Source organism: Roseococcus sp. GW821-FHT12F05 (assembly GCF_058806835.1).
On the sequence record NZ_JBXAQB010000008.1, the window covers coordinates 188346 to 204650 of the forward strand.

Sequence of the window (16305 nt, forward strand, 5' to 3'; positions counted from 1 at the left end):
CAGCAGGAGCATCACCATGGATTCACTTCTTCGCCGCAGCCTCCTCGCCTATGGCGGCCTGGGCGGCGGCGCCCTGATCGCCTCGCAGGCGGCGGCCCAGACCTTCGGCAACCCGGACCTGCCCGCGCAGGGCGCGGTCAATGCCAGCCCGCAGGCGCTGCGCGACCCGGGCCCGCGCTCGGCCCCGCTCGCGGACCAGTTCCCCTCCGCCACCAATCCGCCGGCGACCGACGTGGGCTCGCAGCCGCCCTTCTGGTCGTCCTTCAACATCCAGACCCGCCGCATCCAGGCCGGCGGCTGGGCGCGGCAGGTGACGCAGCGCGAATTCCCGCTCGCGACGACCATCGCCGGCGTGAACATGCGCCTCGCGGCCGGCGGCATCCGCGAGCTGCACTGGCACCTCTCGGGCGAGTGGGCCTACATGACCAACGGCCGCTGCCGCATCACCGTGCTCGACGAGAAGGGCCGGCCCTATGTGCAGGACGTGGGCGTGGGCGACCTCTGGTTCTTCCCGGCGGGCCTGCCGCACTCGCTCCAGGGGCTCGGGCCGGACGGCGCCGAGTTCGTCCTCGCCTTCGACAGCGGCAACCAGTCGGAATACGACACGCTGCTGGTGACGGACTGGCTGGCCCACACGCCGCCCGAGGTGCTCGCCGCCAATTTCGGCGTGCCGGCCGAGAGCCTCCGCTCCATCCCGCTGCACGACCTCTGGATCTTCCAGGGGCAGGAGCCCGGGCCGCTGGCCGCGGACCAGGCGGCGGTGGCCGGTGCCGGCGAGCCGGTCAATCCCTTCACCTACTCGCTCGGCGCCAGCCGGCCCTTCAAGGAGAGCGCCTTCGGCTCGATCCGCCTGGCGGACAGCTCGATGTTCAAGGCCTCGACCACCGTCGCGGCCGCCATCGAGACGGTGAAGCCCGGCTGCATCCGGACCATGCACTGGCACCCCAATGCCGACGAGTGGCAGTACTACCTGCAGGGCACGGGGCGGATGACGGTGTTCGGCGCGGGGCCGCGCGCGATGACCTCCGACTTCCGGGCGGGCGACGTGGGGAACGTCACGCGCGCCAGCGGCCACTACATCCAGAACACGGGCGACACCGACCTGGTGTTCCTGGCGATCTTCCGGACCGCGGAGTACCAGGAGGTCGGCCTCGCCGACTGGCTGGCGCGCACGCCGCCGGCGATGGTGGCGCAGCACTTCAACCTCGATCCCGCGGTGGTCGCGCGCTTCCCGAAGAACAACCCGCCCTTCGCGCGGGTCTGAGGGATCCGCTGCCGCGGGGTTACGCCCGCGGCAGCCGGACGATCCCGATCGAATACGGCCACCGCAAGCATGCCTGCGGTGGCCGTATCCGTTCTGTGCGGCCTCCGCGTCGAGCCTGTCCCGCGGACACCGTCCGTCGCCTGCGGCACGGGGCGCCGATCCATCAGCGCGCGTCCGTCCGGCTGCGCTCATGAAGCCATCTGGCCACCCACCCATCCACCGACACCTCGCCGGGGCCGAGCGCCAGGACCGCCGCCGCCAGCGCCGCCCAAGACAGGTGAAAATTCGCCCAGCCCTCCGGGAAGACGAGCTGGATGACGCCCGTCATCACCAGAAGCGCCAGGGCCGAGAGCCGGGTGCCGAGCCCCGGGAGGAGCAGGAGCGGGAACACGATCTCGGCGACCGCCGTCAGCAGCGCCAAGGTGTCAGGCGCCGGGAAGTCGTAGATCCCACCGAGGATGTGCAGCTTGAACTGCTCCTCGAAGAGATACGGCGTGCCGATGGAGAGCGACGGGAAGCCGTCCCAGCGCGTCAGGCCCGAGCGGAGAAAGGGCAGCGCGAGCGCGATCCGCAGCAGCGGCGGCGCCGCGAAGCGCGCGATCCTCTCGATCCGCCCCATGACGTGCTGGCCGAGCCGCCCGGCTCCGGCCAGGGAGGAAGGGGCGGCAGCGCTCATCACGGGTTCCTGTGGGCCCGGCCGCAAGACGAAGGCTCAGGCCTTGGGCGACAGGCTGCCCGGCCCCCGCGGGGTGGAGATGGTGGTGCAGGTGCCCTTGGCCACGAGCCGGAACGCATTGCCCTGGTAGTCGCTCGTGCTCGTGCCGGCGCAGGTCGTGCCCGCGCCCGCGAAGCAGTCGTTCTGGCCCCGGAGGGCGACGCCGAAGCAGGGCTCCACGGAGCCGGAGCGGACCCGGGTGGTGTTCTCGGCCTGGATTCTCTGCTGCTGCGCGGTGAACTGCTGCGCATGGGCGGGCACCGAGGTCAGGGCGCCGAGCGCGGCGGCAAAGGCGCCGGCGATGAGCGCCGGCATCGTACGATCAGACATGCTGTTTCTCCGAATTCAGGATGAAGCCACGCGTCGGCCGCAGCAGCGAAAGCAGGACGTCGAACCGGTCCATGCTTGCCGTTGCGGCACCGATGCTGGCTATCACCCGACCAAGGTCGCCGATTGCGCGAAGCTGCGCCGCTTGGTCTCGGATTGCTCGCGGCCGACTTTCCCCGCAACGCGGGGCCGGTCCTAGCCGAGGCGGGCGGACCGCCTCCCGAAGCGTCGGCGACCCTGGTCCCGCCCATAGGCCGCCGGCGTGCAGCCGGTGTGCTTGTGAAAGCGCCGGGTGAAGTGGCTCTGGTCGGCAAAGCCGGTCATCAGGGCGATCTCGGCGAGCGGGGTATCGCTGTCGGCGATGAGCGCCTTGGCCCGCTGGATCCGGCACTGCTCCACATAGCCGATGGCCGTCTTGCCCGTGCTGCGCTTGAAGATCCGGGCGAAGTGGAAGCGGCTGACGTTCACGACGGCCGCCAGCTCGGCCAGGCTGATGGGGCGCTCGATATTGTCCTCGATGAACTCGTCGATCCTGGCGATGTCCAACCGGCCGAGCGGCGGCGCCTCGCAGGGCTCGGGCGCGTCGAAGGTATTGTAGCTCCGCAGCAGATGGGCCGCGAGCGCGCAGGACAGGCCGTCGACGATGAGGGCCTGGGCCGGGTGCGGCTTGCGCTCCATCTCCGCCAGCAGCGTGACCGCCACGCGCTCGATCACCGGATCGCGCATCTCGAAGACATTGCGGATCTCGAATCGCGTGGCGCATCGCCGCCCGAGCTGTTCGCCCGCGGAGTCCACCAGCGATACGGGGATGCGCAGCCGTGCCGTTGCGGCCGAATCACCCTCCCATGTCGAAGCGAGGCCGGCGGGCATGAGCAGCGACGCGCCCATGGACATCACGCTGTCGTGAGCGACACCTGCGCGCTTCTGGATCATCCGCGCCGCCCCCGAGGGGAAGTACGAGATCACATGATGGTCGAGTCCCGGGTAGCTTTCGGAACGGTTCAGGCGGGGGCGATACAGATCGACCGTGACGCCGCTCCAGCCCCGCTCCCGGGTCGTGGCCGTCGGCCTGAGCAGCGGCACGTCGACGATGTCGTCGATGGAGATCAGCTTCGGTCGCTGGGGGAACTCGCGTCGCGGTTCCGTCATCACGGTGCACCTCCTGCCGGGCCGGCGGAAAGAACGGAGCGCGGCGGCGATGGACGTCGCGCAACCGGCCGGCACCAGTGTCATGCAACGGAATACGACGCCTTTGCGCCATCACGAAACAGGCATCGCTCGACCCGCGCGAAACCCGGCGGAGGCCCCCCGAACCGCCTCACTTCCCCACCGGCGCCGTGAACGGCCCCGGCGGCGTGCGCTTCATCAGCGCCAGGACGACGAAGCCCGGCACGACCGCCAGAAGCGTGACCCAGTACCCGTCGATATAGGACAGCACGGTCGCCTCCCGCTGGACCACCGCGGCCAGCTCGCCCACGGCCGCCCGGGCCGGTCCGCCATGCGCCCGCAGCGCCCCGGCCCATTGGGCCAGCGCATGCACCGTGTCCATGCCGCCGACGATGACGTGCTGGCCCAGCGTGTTCGAATGCATCTGCTCGCGGATCCTGAGCCAGGTCGTCATCTGGCTGACGGCCATCTCCGCGCCGCCCAGCCGCACGACCTGGATATAGGCCGCCAGCGCGACGGCGCGCCTGGGATCGGCATTGGACAGGATCAGCGCGATCCCCCCCAGGAAGGCGAAGGCATGGCCCACCGCCTGGGCCAGCGCCATGGGAATGAAGTCGTCCGCCGCCCAGAAGTGCGTGAGCCGCGTCCCGAACCAGCTCGCCAGCCCGAAGGCGAGCAGGCCGATCAGCATGACGATCCGGACGTCGATGCGGCGCAGCAGCTTCACGGCGACCACCAGCATCACCACCACGGGCAGGACGGACCAGAGCAGGAGCATCCCGCCGAACTGCTCGGGCCGCAGCCCGGCCACCGAGGTCAGGAAGCCCGTCATCAGCAGCGAGCCGGAGAGGCTCGTGAGGATGTAGACGAGGACGAAGATCACGCCGAGCGCGACGTTGCGCGTCAGCAGCACCGAGGCATGCGCCCAGGGCTGCTCCACCAGCGCCTCGTTGACGAGGAAGCCCGCGATCATCAGCCCGCCGCCGACGAGCATGCTGGCGATCATGCCGTTGTGGAACCAATCCAGCCGGTTCCCCTGGTCCAGCCCGACATAGACCATCGCCATGCCGCCGCCGAGCAGCAGCATGCCGCCCCAGTCGGCGCGCTTCACGAGCTCGCGGTTGACGGGCTCCGGCGGCGCGCCGATCCAGAGGAGCAGCGCCATCAGCGGCGCGACGATGGCGTCCTGCCAGTAGAGCCACTGCCAGCCGAGATGCACCACGTAGAAGCCCTCGAGGCCGACGCCGCCGCTCTGCGTGATGGGAAGCCGCGCGACATAGATCGCGATCCCGGCCAGCCAGAGGCGGGGCGGCAGGTAGCGGATCACGATGCCGATCGTCGCCGGCAGCAGGATGCCGAGCAGGATGCCGCGCAGGAAATGCAGCACCAGGATCGCCATGTCGTTCTGCGCGAGCGGGGTGACCACCGAGATCCCCGCATAGACGAGGCACGGCACGATCAGCGTCCGCCGCAGGCCGAAGGCGGTGACCAGCCAGACCGTGGCGGGCGCGAACAGGATCTGCGGCGCCGTCGCGATGGTGTTCAGCCAGGAGCCGTCGTCGAAGCCCAGATGCAGCGCGCCCCGGAGGTCGGGCAGCCCGATGGAGAGTAGGCGCGTGTCGGCACCCACCAGGAAGGAGCCGAGCAGCAGCGCCGCGACGGCGAAGCGGAGGCGGACGGGCGGGGCGGCCGCCTCCGCCGGCGCCGCGGCCTGGGCCTGGCCGCTCATCGGCCGGTCGCGGGCGGGGCGGCCTCCGCGGCCATCTCCCTGACATGGACGGAGGCCGTGACGGAGCTCCCCGGCCTGAGCCGGTCGATCAGCGGCTGCCCCGGGTCGAGCAGGATCCGCACCGGGATGCGCTGCACCACCTTGGTGAAGTTCCCCGTCGCATTGTCCGGCGGCAGCAGCGAAAACGTCGACCCGCTCGCCGGCGAGGTGCGGTCCACCCGCCCCAGCAGCACCGCGCCGGGGAACATGTCCACCGTCACCTCCGCCCGCTGCCCCACCGCGATGTGCGTCAGCTGCGTCTCGCGGTAGTTCGCCGTCACATAGACCAGCGGCAGCGGCACCAGCGGGATCAGCGCCGTGCCCGGCGTCACGTAGTTGCCCAGCTGGACCTGCCGCGCCCCCACCATCCCGTCATAGGGCGCCACAATCCGCGTGTAGCCGAGCTGCAGCCGCGCCGTCTGCAGCGCGGCCGCCGCCGCCTGCTGCGCCGCGAGCAGCTCCGCGCCCTGGCCGTTCAGCACCTCCAGCTGCCGGCGCTGGGCGACGATCGCGGCCTCGGCGGCGTTGAGGTCGGCCACGGCCTTGTCGTAGGCCGCCGTCGCCTGCTCGACGAGCTGGCGCGTGCCCGCGATGCCGCCGGCGAGCAGGGTGACCTGGCGGTCGCGCTCCTTCTGGGTGACGACGCGCTGGGCGACGGCGGCGTCGCGCTGGGCGATGGCGGTGGCGATGGCGGCCTCCTGCAGGGCCTTCTGGTTCTGCAGGTTGGCCAGCGTGGCGGTGGCGCCGGCGAGCGCGGCCTCGGCCTGGGCCACGGCCGCCTGGAAGTCCGCCGGGTCGATCTCGACCAGGAGGTCGCCGGCATGGACGCGCTGGTAGTCGGTGACGCCGAGGCGCAGGATGTTGCCCGCCACACGGGCGCTGAGCTGCGAGATGTTCGCCTGGATCGAGGCGTCGTCCGTCGTCTGCACCGACTCGTCCCCCAGCCAGGTCGTCCAGTAGGACGACACCACCACGACGCCCGCCACGGCGAGCACCGTGCCGAGCACGGGCAGGGCCAGGCGGCGCAGCGTCGCGCCGACCGTCGGGCTTTTCGCGGCTTCTGTGCCCGACATGGTTCAGCTCCTTCCGAGGGAACCGGCCTGCCGGCGCCATTCCTGGGGCGTGGCGCCGGTGAAACGCTTGAAGACGGTGCTGAAATGCGCCTGCGTCCGGAAGCCGACGGAGAGCGCCACGTCCACCAGCGGCACCTCCGTGGCGGCGAGATGGTCCTGCGCCTGCTCGATGCGGCGCCGGAGCATGTACTCATGCGGGCGGAAGCCCGTGGCCGCGCGGAACTGCGCCGCGAAATGCATGCGGCTGAGCCCCGCGACCTGCGCCAGGTCGGCGAGCGAGACCGGCTGGTCCAGGTTGGCGTCGACGAACTGGGTGACGCGCCGCAGGCGCCACTTCGGCAGCGGCGCGACCCCCGTGCCGGACGGGCCCGGAATGCTCCCGTTCTGCCGCCCGAGCAGCCGCGAGACGATTGCGAGGCCCAGCGTCTCCGCATAGAGCCGGCCGAACTCGCCGGCATCCTCCACCCGCAGCAGCGCATGGGCCAGCCGCTCGATCACGGCATCCTGCGCGAAGGTGGGATCCTGCAGCTCGACCTGGCCGTCGAGGTCGCCGATCGCCTCGCGGCACTCGGCCAGCAGGGAATCGGAGACGAAGAGATGGAGCAGGTCGAAGGCCCCGTCGAACATCGCGCCGACGCGCTCGCCAGGACGGGAGACCTGGACCATTCCCGGCACCACCCGCCCGTCGTGGAGAAGGCGGCCGTTGACCGTGAAGGCGAGGCTCATGTGCCGCAGGGCGATGGCGATGGTGTGATAGCCGGCGGGGCCCGTGGCGCTGACCTCCCTCTGGCCGGCTTCCGAGGCGCGCCAGCGGGAGGCAAGGACCTTGGCCGAGGCCGGCCGATCGCCCCCGATCCCGGCCGGGCGGCGCCAGCACGCCTCGTCCTCGATCACCGCGCAGGCGCCGCCGGCCCCGCGCATGCCGTTCAGCCGGGAGGGGCGAGGCTTCGAGCCCAAAGGGGAGCCCAAGGGTGTGGGGGCCCCGAAGGATGTCGCATGCTGCCGCCAGACGTCCGCAGCGCCGTGTTCCCATTCACTCGCCAGCATCGCCATCTCCTTCGGGTCGCGATCAGCACGGGGCTGTCTCCACGAAGACGAGATTGGCAAAGGGGCCCGCCGCCAAACCATTCTACCTGCGGGCGGCTGCGCTTCCCCGCAGGTCTATCGGACCTATACGAAGGTTTGACCGCGAGGTGCCGGGGGCATCCTCGAAGGTCAGGGCGCGAAGCGCGTGAAGACGTAGTCGTGGCCACGCACGCGCGCCTCGTGGCAGGCGAAGCAGGTCTCGTGCTGCGCCGCGTCGACGGGCCGGCCGTCGACGAAGCGGCCGAAGCCCCAGCCGCCGGTGGCCGCATATCTCCGGGAATCCTTGACCATGACCTGGACCGTCGTGGCCGCGCCGGGGACGGAGGCGGGCTCGAACTCCGGCGACGGGACATGCCGCCAGGCCAGCTTCACCAGGACGGTCCCGTCCGGAAAGGGCAGCGTCCCCTCGTTGTAGGCGCGGATCGCGGCGGCATTGCCGAGCACGGCGCGGAGCTCGTTCAGGGGCTCCGCCTCCTGCGCCGGCGCGATCAGCTGCCACTGCCGGTATCCGCGCGGGATGGTCACGCCGTAGATCGGCGAGGCGTCGTCAACATTCCCCTCCGCGGGGCCCGGGACGAAGGCCGCGGCGGCCCCCAGGGCGAGCGCCGCCGCGCCCGCGAGCCATCCGGCGTGACGCGGCACCATCCGCCTCAGAACCCGTCGACGTCGACGATGGCCTGGGCGAAGGCCGTGGGCGCCTCCTGCGGCAGGTTGTGCCCGATGCCGCCCGTGACGAGCCGGTGCGCATAGGGGCCCGAGAACTTCCGGGCATAGGTGCCGGGATCCGGATGCGGGGCGCCGTTGGCATCCCCCTCCAGGGTGATGGTCGGCACGCCGATCACCGGGCCGGCGGCCAGCCGCCGCTCCAGGTCGTCGTATCGCGCCTCGCCCTCGGCCAGGCCGAGCCGCCACCGGTAATTGTGGATGACGACGGCCACGTGATCCGGGTTGTCGAAGGAGGTCGCGCTGCGGTCGAAGGTGGCGTCGTCGAAGCGCCATTGCGGGGAAGCCAGCCGCCAGATGAGCTTCGAGAAGTCGCGCCGGTACCGGTCGTAGCCGATCCGGCCGCGCTCCGTGGCGAAGTAGTACTGGTACCACCACGACAGCTCGGCCGCCGGCGGCAGCGGCGTCCGGTTGATCTCCTGGCTGCCGATCAGATAGCCGCTCACGGAGACCAGCGCCTTGCAGCGCTCCGGCCAGAGCGCCGCGACGATGCCGGCCGTCCGCGCGCCCCAGTCGCAGCCGCCGAGGGTCGCCCTCCCGATCCCGAGCGCGTCCATCAGGGCGATGACGTCGACGGCGACCACCGCCTGCTGGCCGTTCCGCGCCGTGTCGGCGGAGAGGAAGCGCGTCGTGCCGTAGCCGCGGAGATAGGGCACGATCACCCGGTAGCCCTTCGCCGCCAGCAGGGGCGCGACATCGACATAGGTGTGGATGTCGTAGGGCCAGCCGTGCAGCAGGACGACCACGGGGCCCCCGGCGGGGCCGAGCTCGGCATAGCCGATATTCAGCGCCCCGGCTTCGACCTGCTTCAGCGCCCCGAAGGACGTGTTCGTCCCCGCCGGGATCGCGGGGATGATCGCCTGCGCCGGCCTGCCGGACTGCGCCTCCGCGGGGCCGATGCCGCCGAGCCCGGCGGCGGCTGCGGTCATGACCGCGGCGCCCAGCAGGCGGCGGCGATGGGTGATGTCGTCGGACATGGCGGATCCCTTCCTCATCTCGGGCACCGCCGCCCCGCAGGCTGCCGCCCGCAGCGCCGCGCGCCCTGACGAGGAGGATGTAGGCCGTGGGCCGCCGTCCGGGATTGTCCAGGGTGACGGTCTCTTGTCCGCGATTGCCGGCTTCGACGAGACCCTACAGGGCCATGCCGCCGGAGACCTCGATGCGCTGGGCATTGACCCAGCGGTTCTCCTCGGAGAGCAGCGAGGCGACCATCGGGCCGATATCCTCCGGCAGGCCGGCCCGGCCGAGCGCCGTCATGTCAGCGACGCGCCGGTTCAGCTCGGGATTGTCGCGCAGCATGCCGCCGCTGAAATCGGTCGCGATGGCGCCGGGCGCGACGGTGTTCACCGCGATGCCGCGCGGGCCCAGCTCCTTCGCGAGGTATCGGGTCAGGACCTCGACGGCGCCCTTCATGGCGGCATAGGCGGCGCTGCCCGGAACCGTGATGCGGGTGAGCCCGGTCGAGAGGTTCACGATCCGGCCGCCGTCCCGGATGAGGGGCAGGAGCTTCTGCGTCAGGAAGAACACGCCCTTGAAATGGACGTCGTACAGGCCGTCCAGCTCCGCCTCGGTCGTCTGGTCGAAGGCGGCGTGGTGCGAGATGCCGGCATTGTTCACGAGATAGTCGAAGCGCTCGGCGCCCAGCTCCGCCAGGGCGGACCGCACGCGCCCCACGAAGCCGTCGAAGGCGCCGACGTCGCCGGTGTCGAGCTGCAGGCCGACGGCCCGGACTCCCATCGCGCCGGCCGCCGCGACCACCTCGTCGGCGGCCGCCCGGTTGGCGTTGTAGGTGAAGATCGCGTCGACGCCGCGCTCCGCGAGGCTGAGCACCGTGCTGCGGCCGAGGCCCCGGCTGCCGCCGGTGACGAGGGCGATCCTGTCCATGGCATCCCACTCCTGCTCTCCGGGCCGCGCCGCAGTCGGCCGGCGCGCAGGCGCCTTGGGCCGCCCGCGCGCCGGAACCGATGGAGGTCGCGCGCCGCCCCTCGGAGGCTGGCGGCACCCTTTCGCCCTTCGCCGGCCGGGGTCGGGGCGCCCTCCATATGGCGAGACTGGCAGGCGGGGCGGCGGCGGGACCATTCTACGCAGGGGTGGTTCGCCCCCACTCCTGGTCTGGTCCCCCCATATGAAGGTTTGGGGGGGCCCGGATGGTCCGGGCGCGTGATTCAGACCTGCGGCGCCTTCGCGCCTCCGGTCATCACGCTCGCTCGGACGCGTGATTCAGACCTCCGGCGCCTTCGCGCCTCCGGCCATCACGCTTGTTCGGACGCGTGATTCAGACCTCCGGCGCCTTCGCGCCTCCGGCCATCACGCTTCAGCCGGCCCGGATCCCCCGCTCGCGGATCAGGCGGCCCCAGGCCTCCATCTCGTTGTTCAGGAAGCGCTGGAGGTCCTCGGGGCTGCCGCCGGGGGCGTCGATGCTGAGCTCGGCGAGGCGGCGCTGCACGGCGGGGTCGCGCAGCGCCGCGGCAAAGGCGGCGTGCAGGCGCGCCACGGCGGCGTCCGGCGTGGCCGCGGGCACGACCAGGGCCGACCAGGCGACGGCGTCGTAGCCGGGCACGCCGGCCTCGGCGATGGTGGGGACGTCGGGCAGCGTCGCCGAGCGGGTGGCGGAGCTGACGCCGAGCGCGCGCAGGCGGCCGGACTGGATATGCGCCAGCGCCTCGGGAAGGCTGACGATCATGGAATCCACGCGTCCCGCCATGATGTCGGGCAGCGCAGCGGTGGAGCCGCGATAGGGCACGTGCTCGATGGAGACGTTGGCCATGGCCTTGAACATCTCGCCCGCGAGGTGCGAGGCGGAGCCGACGCCCGAGGAGGCCATGGTGAGCTGCCCCGGCCGGGCGCGCGCCAGGGCCAGGAACTCCGCGACATTGGCGGCCGCGACCTGCGGCCCGACGACGAGCACGTTGGGCACGATGCCCCCCATGATGACGGGCCGGATGTCGCGCCGCGGATCCCAGCCGAGATTGTCCATGAGGTAGAGGTTGGAGGCGCAGCCCAGCGTGCACAGCAGGATCGTGTGGCCGTCGGGATTGGCGCGCGCGCCCGCCTGCATGCCGATGTTGCCGCCGGCGCCGGTGATGTTCTCGGCCTGGACGGGCTGGCCGAGCTCGGTGCCGGCCCTCTCGGCCAGGACGCGCGCGACGATGTCCGGCGCGCCGCCGGGCGCGAAGGGCACGATGATGCGCAGCGGCTGCGTGGGGAAGCGAGGCTGCGCCAGCGCAGGAAAGATTATAATGACTGAGAATGCCAGGACGAGGGCGCGACGAAGGCTCCGCATGGTGGACTCCTTATAAGGCCCGGCTTCACAAGGCGGGCGTTCTGATTGAAGCTTGCCACGGAAAAACGCGTCAAGGACGGCATGATGGATACTCTCACGAATTCGGCGAAAGCGCTCGCCGCCATCGACGAGACGGCGATGGTCGAGCTGCTGCGCCGGATGATCCGGATTCCGAGCCAGCACTTCGAGGAAGGCCCCGTCATGGACTTCATGGCGGAACGCATGGGCGAGGCCGGCTTCGAGATCACGGAGATGCCCGTGCAGCACCCGCTGCAGAAGGAGCGCATGACCCGCCAGTCCATCGGCCGCCTGCGCGGCACCGGCGGCGGGCCCACGGTGATGATCAACGGCCATCTCGACGTGAACGTGATGATGCCGGGCTGGACCGTCGATCCGCACGAGGCGAAGTACGAGGACGGCTGGATCTGGGGCCTCGGCGCGCAGGACGACAAGGGCAACCTGGCGGCCTCCTTCTCCGCGATCCTGGCCATCCAGAAGGCCGGCATCCGGCTCAGGGGCGACGTGCTGTTCTGCCCGGTGGCGGCGCACAAGGTCGGCGGCACGGGCACGCGCACGCTGGTGAAGAACGGCGTGACGGCCGACTACTGCATCAACCTCGAGCATTCGGCGAACACCATCGGCTCGGTGATCGTGGGCTCGGTGCGCGTGCGGCTGCGCACGAAGACGCCCGGCCTCTTCTTCCGCTTCACCGACGAGGCGCGGGCCGGCTACTTCAACCCGATCGAGCAGCAGGCCCTCATGGTCGGCGCCTTCGGCCCGAGCCTCTCGCCGCTGCCGCACAACGGCTGGGCGAAGTTCCGCGCGCATCCGCAGCTGCCGGGCTTCCCGATGATCCGCTACGACGCCATCGGCAAGGACCATTACGGCACGGCGAGCGACCTCATCTTCCAGGTCCGCACCGTGCCGGGCATGACGCTGGAGAGCGTGACGCGCGACGTGGAGGCGGTGGTCACCGGCCTCAAGGCGCAGCATCCGGCGCTGGATTGCGAGGTCATCATCCCCGCCAACGGCCCCGAGGATCCCTTCTTCATGGACCCGACCGAGCTGCCGGACGAGCATCCGCTGGTCGCCGCCATGATCCACGGCTACCGCGCCGCGACGGGCGAGGAGCCGCAGGTCGGCGGCGTCGAGCGGATCGGCAATTTCGGCGACGGCAACATCATGACGGCGGCCGGCATCCCCTCGATCCAGTTCGGCGCGGGCGACATCAAGCGCTACCCGGAGTGGCCGGCACCGGACGAACGGGTGCATGTTACGGAGCTGTCGACCACCGCGCGCACCGTCGCGCATGCCCTTGTGGAGCTTTGCGGATGACCCTCCTCGCGCCGCTGCAGCGGGACGAGCTCGCGCATGCCTCGCCGTCCCAGGTGCGCGCCGCCGTCCGCGCGGGGCGCTGGACCGGCACGACCAAGCGCATGGCGCTGGGCTACCACCAGGCCAACGTCACCATCGTGCCGGAGCGCCATGCCTTCGACTTCATGCGCTTCTGCCAGCGCAACCCGCGCGCCTTCCCGCTGCTCGACGTGACCGACCCGGGCGAGCCCTTCGCCCGTCTCGCGGCCCCCGATTCCGACCTGCGCACGGACATCCCCGCCTATTGCATCTACCGCGACGGCGTGATGGTCGATCGCGTCGCGAACCTGCGCGAGACCTGGCGGGACGACCACGTCGCCTTCCTCACCGGCTGCAACCTCTCGCTCGACGCGGCCATGATCGACGCGAAGATCCCCTTCCCCCACCTCGTCCGCGAGACCGCCTTTCCCGCGCAGTACCGCTCCAGCATCGCGACGCGCCCCGCCGGCGTGTTCCACGGCCCCGTCGTCGTCTCCTACCGGGCGGTGCCGACCCATCTGCTCCAGCGCGTGATCGAGCTCACCTCGAACTACCCGCTCTGCCATGGCGGGCCCGCGCATGTCGGCGACCCCGCCGCCATCGGCATCGCCGACCTCGGCGCCTGCGACTGGGGCCGCACGCCCGAGCCGGAGCCGGGCACGACGCCCTGCTTCTGGGCCTGCGGCATCACCGCCCAGGCCGCCGCGCTGGCCAGCGGCATCCCGGAGATGATCACGCATGCGCCGGGGCACCTCTTCCTGACCGACCTTCCCATCTCGGACCGGAGCCTCGGATGATGCGACGCCTGCTGCTTGCCGCCTGCCTGGCGCTCACGACCGGCGCCGCCTCGGCGCAACAGCCTGTGTGGCCCACGCGCACCGTGCGCCTGATCCTCCCCTTCGCCGCCGGCGGCGCGGCCGACGTCGTGGCGCGCATCGCCGCCCAGGCCGTGGGCGAGAGCACCGGCCAGAGCTTCGTCGTGGAGAACCGCACCGGCGGCAGCGGCAATATCGGCACCGAGGCCGCCGCCCGCGCCGCGCCCGACGGCTACACCTTCCTCGTGGGATCGCCGGGCACGCTGGCCATCAACCCGCACATGTACGCGCGGCTGCCCTACGACGTGGCGCGCGACTTCGTCATGGTCTCGCATGTCGCGAGCTTCCCGCAGGTGCTGGTCGTCCACCCCGGCGTGCCGGCCAATACCCTCCAGGAGTTCATCGCCCTCGCCCGGCGCGAGCCCGGCCGCCTCGCCTACGGCTCCAGCGGCAATGCCTCCACCGGCCACCTCATCACCGAGATGTTCCGCAGCGAGGCCGGCATCCAGCTGGAGCACGCGCCCTTCCGCGGCGGCGCGCCGGCCGCGCAGGCGCTCGTCGCCGGCACGGTGCAGATGGTCATCGACGGGCTGCCCACCTGGCTCAGCTACATGAGCGGCAACCAGATCCGCATCCTCGCCGTCACCAGCGCCCAGCGCTGGCCCGGCCTGCCGGACGTGCCCACCATCGCCGAGGCGGCGATCCCCGGCTTCGACCTGGGCTCCTGGGTGGTGCTGGCGGCGCCCACCGGCACCCCCGCGCCCATCCTGGAGCGCTTCGCCGCCGAGGTGGACCGCGCCGTCCGCCGCGACGACGTGCGCCAGCGCCTCGCGACCGTCGGCGCCCTGCCCGCCGGCGGCACGGCGGCCGAGGCCCAGCGCTTCCAGCAGGCCGAGCTGGAGAAGTGGCGCCGGGTCGTTCAGGTGTCCGGCGCCAGGGTGGACTGACCTCGGCTACCAGCGGCGATAGTAGCCCCGGCCGTAATAGCCGCGACCATAGTAGCCACGGCCGTAGTAGGGCCCGGAGGAGCTGGCGATCGCGGCGCCGGCGGCCACGCCCACCAGGCCCGCGGCCACGGCGGTGCCGACATTGGCCGCCTGCTGGTTCTGGGCGCGCTCGGCATTGGCGGCGGGCGCCAGATAGGCCGCCTGCTGGCAGGCCTGGTAGTAGCCCTGCTGGCAGGCGATGTTCGCCTGGGTGGCCTGCTGCTCGACGGGGCCCGGGGCCACGGCGCAGGCGGTCATGCTGGCGGTCGCGAGCACGGCAAGGACGCGGAACGCTCGGCTCATGGCGGTCTCCTCTCGATGGCGGGGCACGGTCGCGTGACCGGCCGTTTCGATGGGAACGCTTCTAGCCGTTACATGTCGCATCATAGTGTCGCTGCGGGGTTCCCTCCATCGCGTCTGTCACGCGGAGAGAGGACGGGGACACAGGCCCCCGCCCCTCCCACCTCACCGCCGCGGCAGCAGCGCCTGCACCTCCGCCGCCATCCGCGTCAGGCCGGCCTCCGGCTCCGCGCGGCGCGCCACGACCGACTGCAGCCCGTCGTTGATCACGTCGGTGATGCGCAGCGCGTTCTGGCCGGGGAAGGCGTACCAGCCGGTGATCACATCCTGCTGGCGCAGGCTGATCATGTGGTTCGGGTTCTCGCGGTAGAAGCGGCCCAGCAGCTCCTCGCGCTCGGCCGGGATGGTGCTGGCGGGCATGTAGCCAGTGTGGTTCACCATCATCGTCGCGCCCTCGGGGCCGGTGGCGAACTTGATGAACTCCCAGGCCGCGCGCTGCCTTTGGGCATCGCGGGTGAACATCATGGCGACATTGCCGCCGGCCGGCAGGCGGGCGTTGGGCCCGGGGATGGGGAAGCGGCCGCAGACCAGCGGGAAGCGCCCGCCGATCTCGCGGTTGAAGCGACCAAGCTGCGCGGTGGACTGGATGGTGATGCCCAGCCGCCCCGCGAAGAAGTCGCTGAAGGCGGTGGCTGCGCGCAGGTCCGGCATGCGGCCGACCTCCAGCATGGTCTTCAGCGCGGCCATGCCGCGCTGGCCGTTCGCGTCGGCGAAGGCGACCCGGCGCTCCTCGGCGTCGAGCATGGTGCCGCCATGGCTGAAGACCAGCGCCTGCCAGCACCAGTTGCCCGTGACGGTCCAGTCGAAGAACATCCCGTTCACGTTCTCGGCGCTGCCGTGGACGGTGCGGGCGAGCTCGGCGATGCCCTGCCAGCTGCCGGGCAGGTTCTCGGGATCCGCGCCGGCGCGGCGAATGAGATCGACGTTGTAGTAGACGATCGGCGTGGAGATCGCGAAGCCGATGCCCGTCTGCGCCTCGCCGACCTGGCCCATGGAGAGCAGCGTCGGCGAATAGCCCTGCGCGGCGATATCAGGCTCGGCCTGCATGAAGGGCTTCAGGTCGACCGGGATGTTCCGCTCGGCCAGCGTGCGCTGCCGGTTCAGGCCGTGGAAGGCCACGTCCGGAAGCTGGCGCGTGACGGCGTCGCGCAGGTTGCGCTGGAGGATCGCCTCGTAATCCTGCTCCGGCGCGCGGAAGGCGACGCGGATGCCCGGATTCTTCTGCGTGAACTTCGCCCCGAGCTCGTCCATCAGCCCCCGAAAAACCTCGGGGATGGAATACTGCACGGAGAGCTCCACGCCCTGCGACTGCGCGCGGGCATGGAGCGGGGCCGAAAGTCCGGCGGCGGTGGCACCCAGAAGGGCGCGGCGTTCCAGTCGCATGG

The 16305-nt window shown here is 71.4% G+C and carries 16 protein-coding genes; 4 read left to right on the forward strand and 12 right to left on the reverse strand.

The features are described from left to right. Window positions 1-16 precede the first annotated feature (16 nt). On the forward strand, window positions 17-1264 hold the full coding sequence (locus AC1ROY_RS20205; protein ID WP_493150672.1) for a cupin domain-containing protein: 1248 nt from the start codon (window positions 17-19) through the stop codon (window positions 1262-1264). A gap of 163 nt (window positions 1265-1427) precedes the next feature. Here the strand turns inward: AC1ROY_RS20205 and AC1ROY_RS20210 are convergent, their stop codons facing one another. The 10 genes from AC1ROY_RS20210 to AC1ROY_RS20255 all read right to left on the reverse strand — a co-directional run bounded on the left by AC1ROY_RS20210 (window position 1428) and on the right by AC1ROY_RS20255 (window position 11406). Continuing rightward, window positions 1428-1940, reverse strand: coding sequence for a DoxX family protein (locus tag AC1ROY_RS20210; protein ID WP_493150673.1), 513 nt, complete (start codon window positions 1938-1940; stop codon window positions 1428-1430). Window positions 1941-1976: 36 nt separating this feature from the next. Then, entirely contained in the window at window positions 1977-2309 is a 333-nt protein-coding gene (locus tag AC1ROY_RS20215; protein ID WP_493150674.1) for a BufA1 family periplasmic bufferin-type metallophore, read from the reverse strand. A gap of 192 nt (window positions 2310-2501) precedes the next feature. Continuing rightward, window positions 2502-3539 carry a helix-turn-helix transcriptional regulator gene (locus AC1ROY_RS20220; RefSeq protein ID WP_493150675.1) on the reverse strand — a complete coding sequence of 346 codons (1038 nt, stop codon included), beginning with the start codon at window positions 3537-3539 and terminating at the stop codon, window positions 2502-2504. A gap of 85 nt (window positions 3540-3624) precedes the next feature. Beyond that, on the reverse strand, window positions 3625-5202 hold the full coding sequence (locus tag AC1ROY_RS20225; RefSeq protein ID WP_493150676.1) for an MFS transporter: 1578 nt from the start codon (window positions 5200-5202) through the stop codon (window positions 3625-3627). Further along, on the reverse strand, window positions 5199-6314 hold the full coding sequence (locus tag AC1ROY_RS20230; RefSeq protein ID WP_493150677.1) for an HlyD family secretion protein: 1116 nt from the start codon (window positions 6312-6314) through the stop codon (window positions 5199-5201). Before AC1ROY_RS20230 ends, AC1ROY_RS20225 begins: the two co-directional genes overlap by 4 nt. Window positions 6315-6317: 3 nt before the next feature. After that, window positions 6318-7235 carry a helix-turn-helix domain-containing protein gene (locus AC1ROY_RS20235; RefSeq protein WP_493150678.1) on the reverse strand — a complete coding sequence of 306 codons (918 nt, stop codon included), beginning with the start codon at window positions 7233-7235 and terminating at the stop codon, window positions 6318-6320. A 294-nt stretch (window positions 7236-7529) separates the two neighbouring features. Continuing rightward, window positions 7530-8045, reverse strand: coding sequence for a cytochrome P460 family protein (locus AC1ROY_RS20240; protein ID WP_493150679.1), 516 nt, complete (start codon window positions 8043-8045; stop codon window positions 7530-7532). Between the two features lie 5 nt (window positions 8046-8050). After that, window positions 8051-9100: an alpha/beta fold hydrolase gene (locus tag AC1ROY_RS20245; RefSeq protein ID WP_493150680.1), complete on the reverse strand. Its 1050-nt coding sequence runs from the start codon at window positions 9098-9100 to the stop codon at window positions 8051-8053. Between the two features lie 154 nt (window positions 9101-9254). Then, window positions 9255-10007 carry an SDR family NAD(P)-dependent oxidoreductase gene (locus AC1ROY_RS20250; protein WP_493150681.1) on the reverse strand — a complete coding sequence of 251 codons (753 nt, stop codon included), beginning with the start codon at window positions 10005-10007 and terminating at the stop codon, window positions 9255-9257. Between the two features lie 430 nt (window positions 10008-10437). Continuing rightward, a complete protein-coding gene (locus tag AC1ROY_RS20255; protein ID WP_493150682.1) occupies window positions 10438-11406 on the reverse strand; it encodes a Bug family tripartite tricarboxylate transporter substrate binding protein in 969 nt (322 codons plus the stop codon). Between the two features lie 81 nt (window positions 11407-11487). Between AC1ROY_RS20255 and AC1ROY_RS20260 the strand changes: the two genes are divergently transcribed. Genes AC1ROY_RS20260 through AC1ROY_RS20270 form a run of 3 tightly spaced genes read left to right on the forward strand, consistent with a single transcriptional unit; the run spans window position 11488 to window position 14521 of the window. Next, entirely contained in the window at window positions 11488-12741 is a 1254-nt protein-coding gene (locus AC1ROY_RS20260; protein ID WP_493150683.1) for a M20 family metallopeptidase, read from the forward strand. After that, entirely contained in the window at window positions 12738-13556 is an 819-nt protein-coding gene (locus AC1ROY_RS20265; RefSeq protein WP_493150684.1) for a D-glutamate cyclase family protein, read from the forward strand. The genes AC1ROY_RS20260 and AC1ROY_RS20265 overlap by 4 nt, the downstream gene beginning before the upstream one ends. Then, window positions 13553-14521 carry a Bug family tripartite tricarboxylate transporter substrate binding protein gene (locus AC1ROY_RS20270; protein ID WP_493150685.1) on the forward strand — a complete coding sequence of 323 codons (969 nt, stop codon included), beginning with the start codon at window positions 13553-13555 and terminating at the stop codon, window positions 14519-14521. Before AC1ROY_RS20265 ends, AC1ROY_RS20270 begins: the two co-directional genes overlap by 4 nt. A gap of 6 nt (window positions 14522-14527) precedes the next feature. Here AC1ROY_RS20270 and AC1ROY_RS20275 read toward each other — a convergent pair whose 3' ends face one another. After that, window positions 14528-14863, reverse strand: coding sequence for a hypothetical protein (locus AC1ROY_RS20275; RefSeq protein ID WP_493150686.1), 336 nt, complete (start codon window positions 14861-14863; stop codon window positions 14528-14530). A 162-nt stretch (window positions 14864-15025) separates the two neighbouring features. Continuing rightward, on the reverse strand, window positions 15026-16303 hold the full coding sequence (locus tag AC1ROY_RS20280; RefSeq protein ID WP_493150687.1) for an extracellular solute-binding protein: 1278 nt from the start codon (window positions 16301-16303) through the stop codon (window positions 15026-15028). Window positions 16304-16305: the final 2 nt, after the last annotated feature.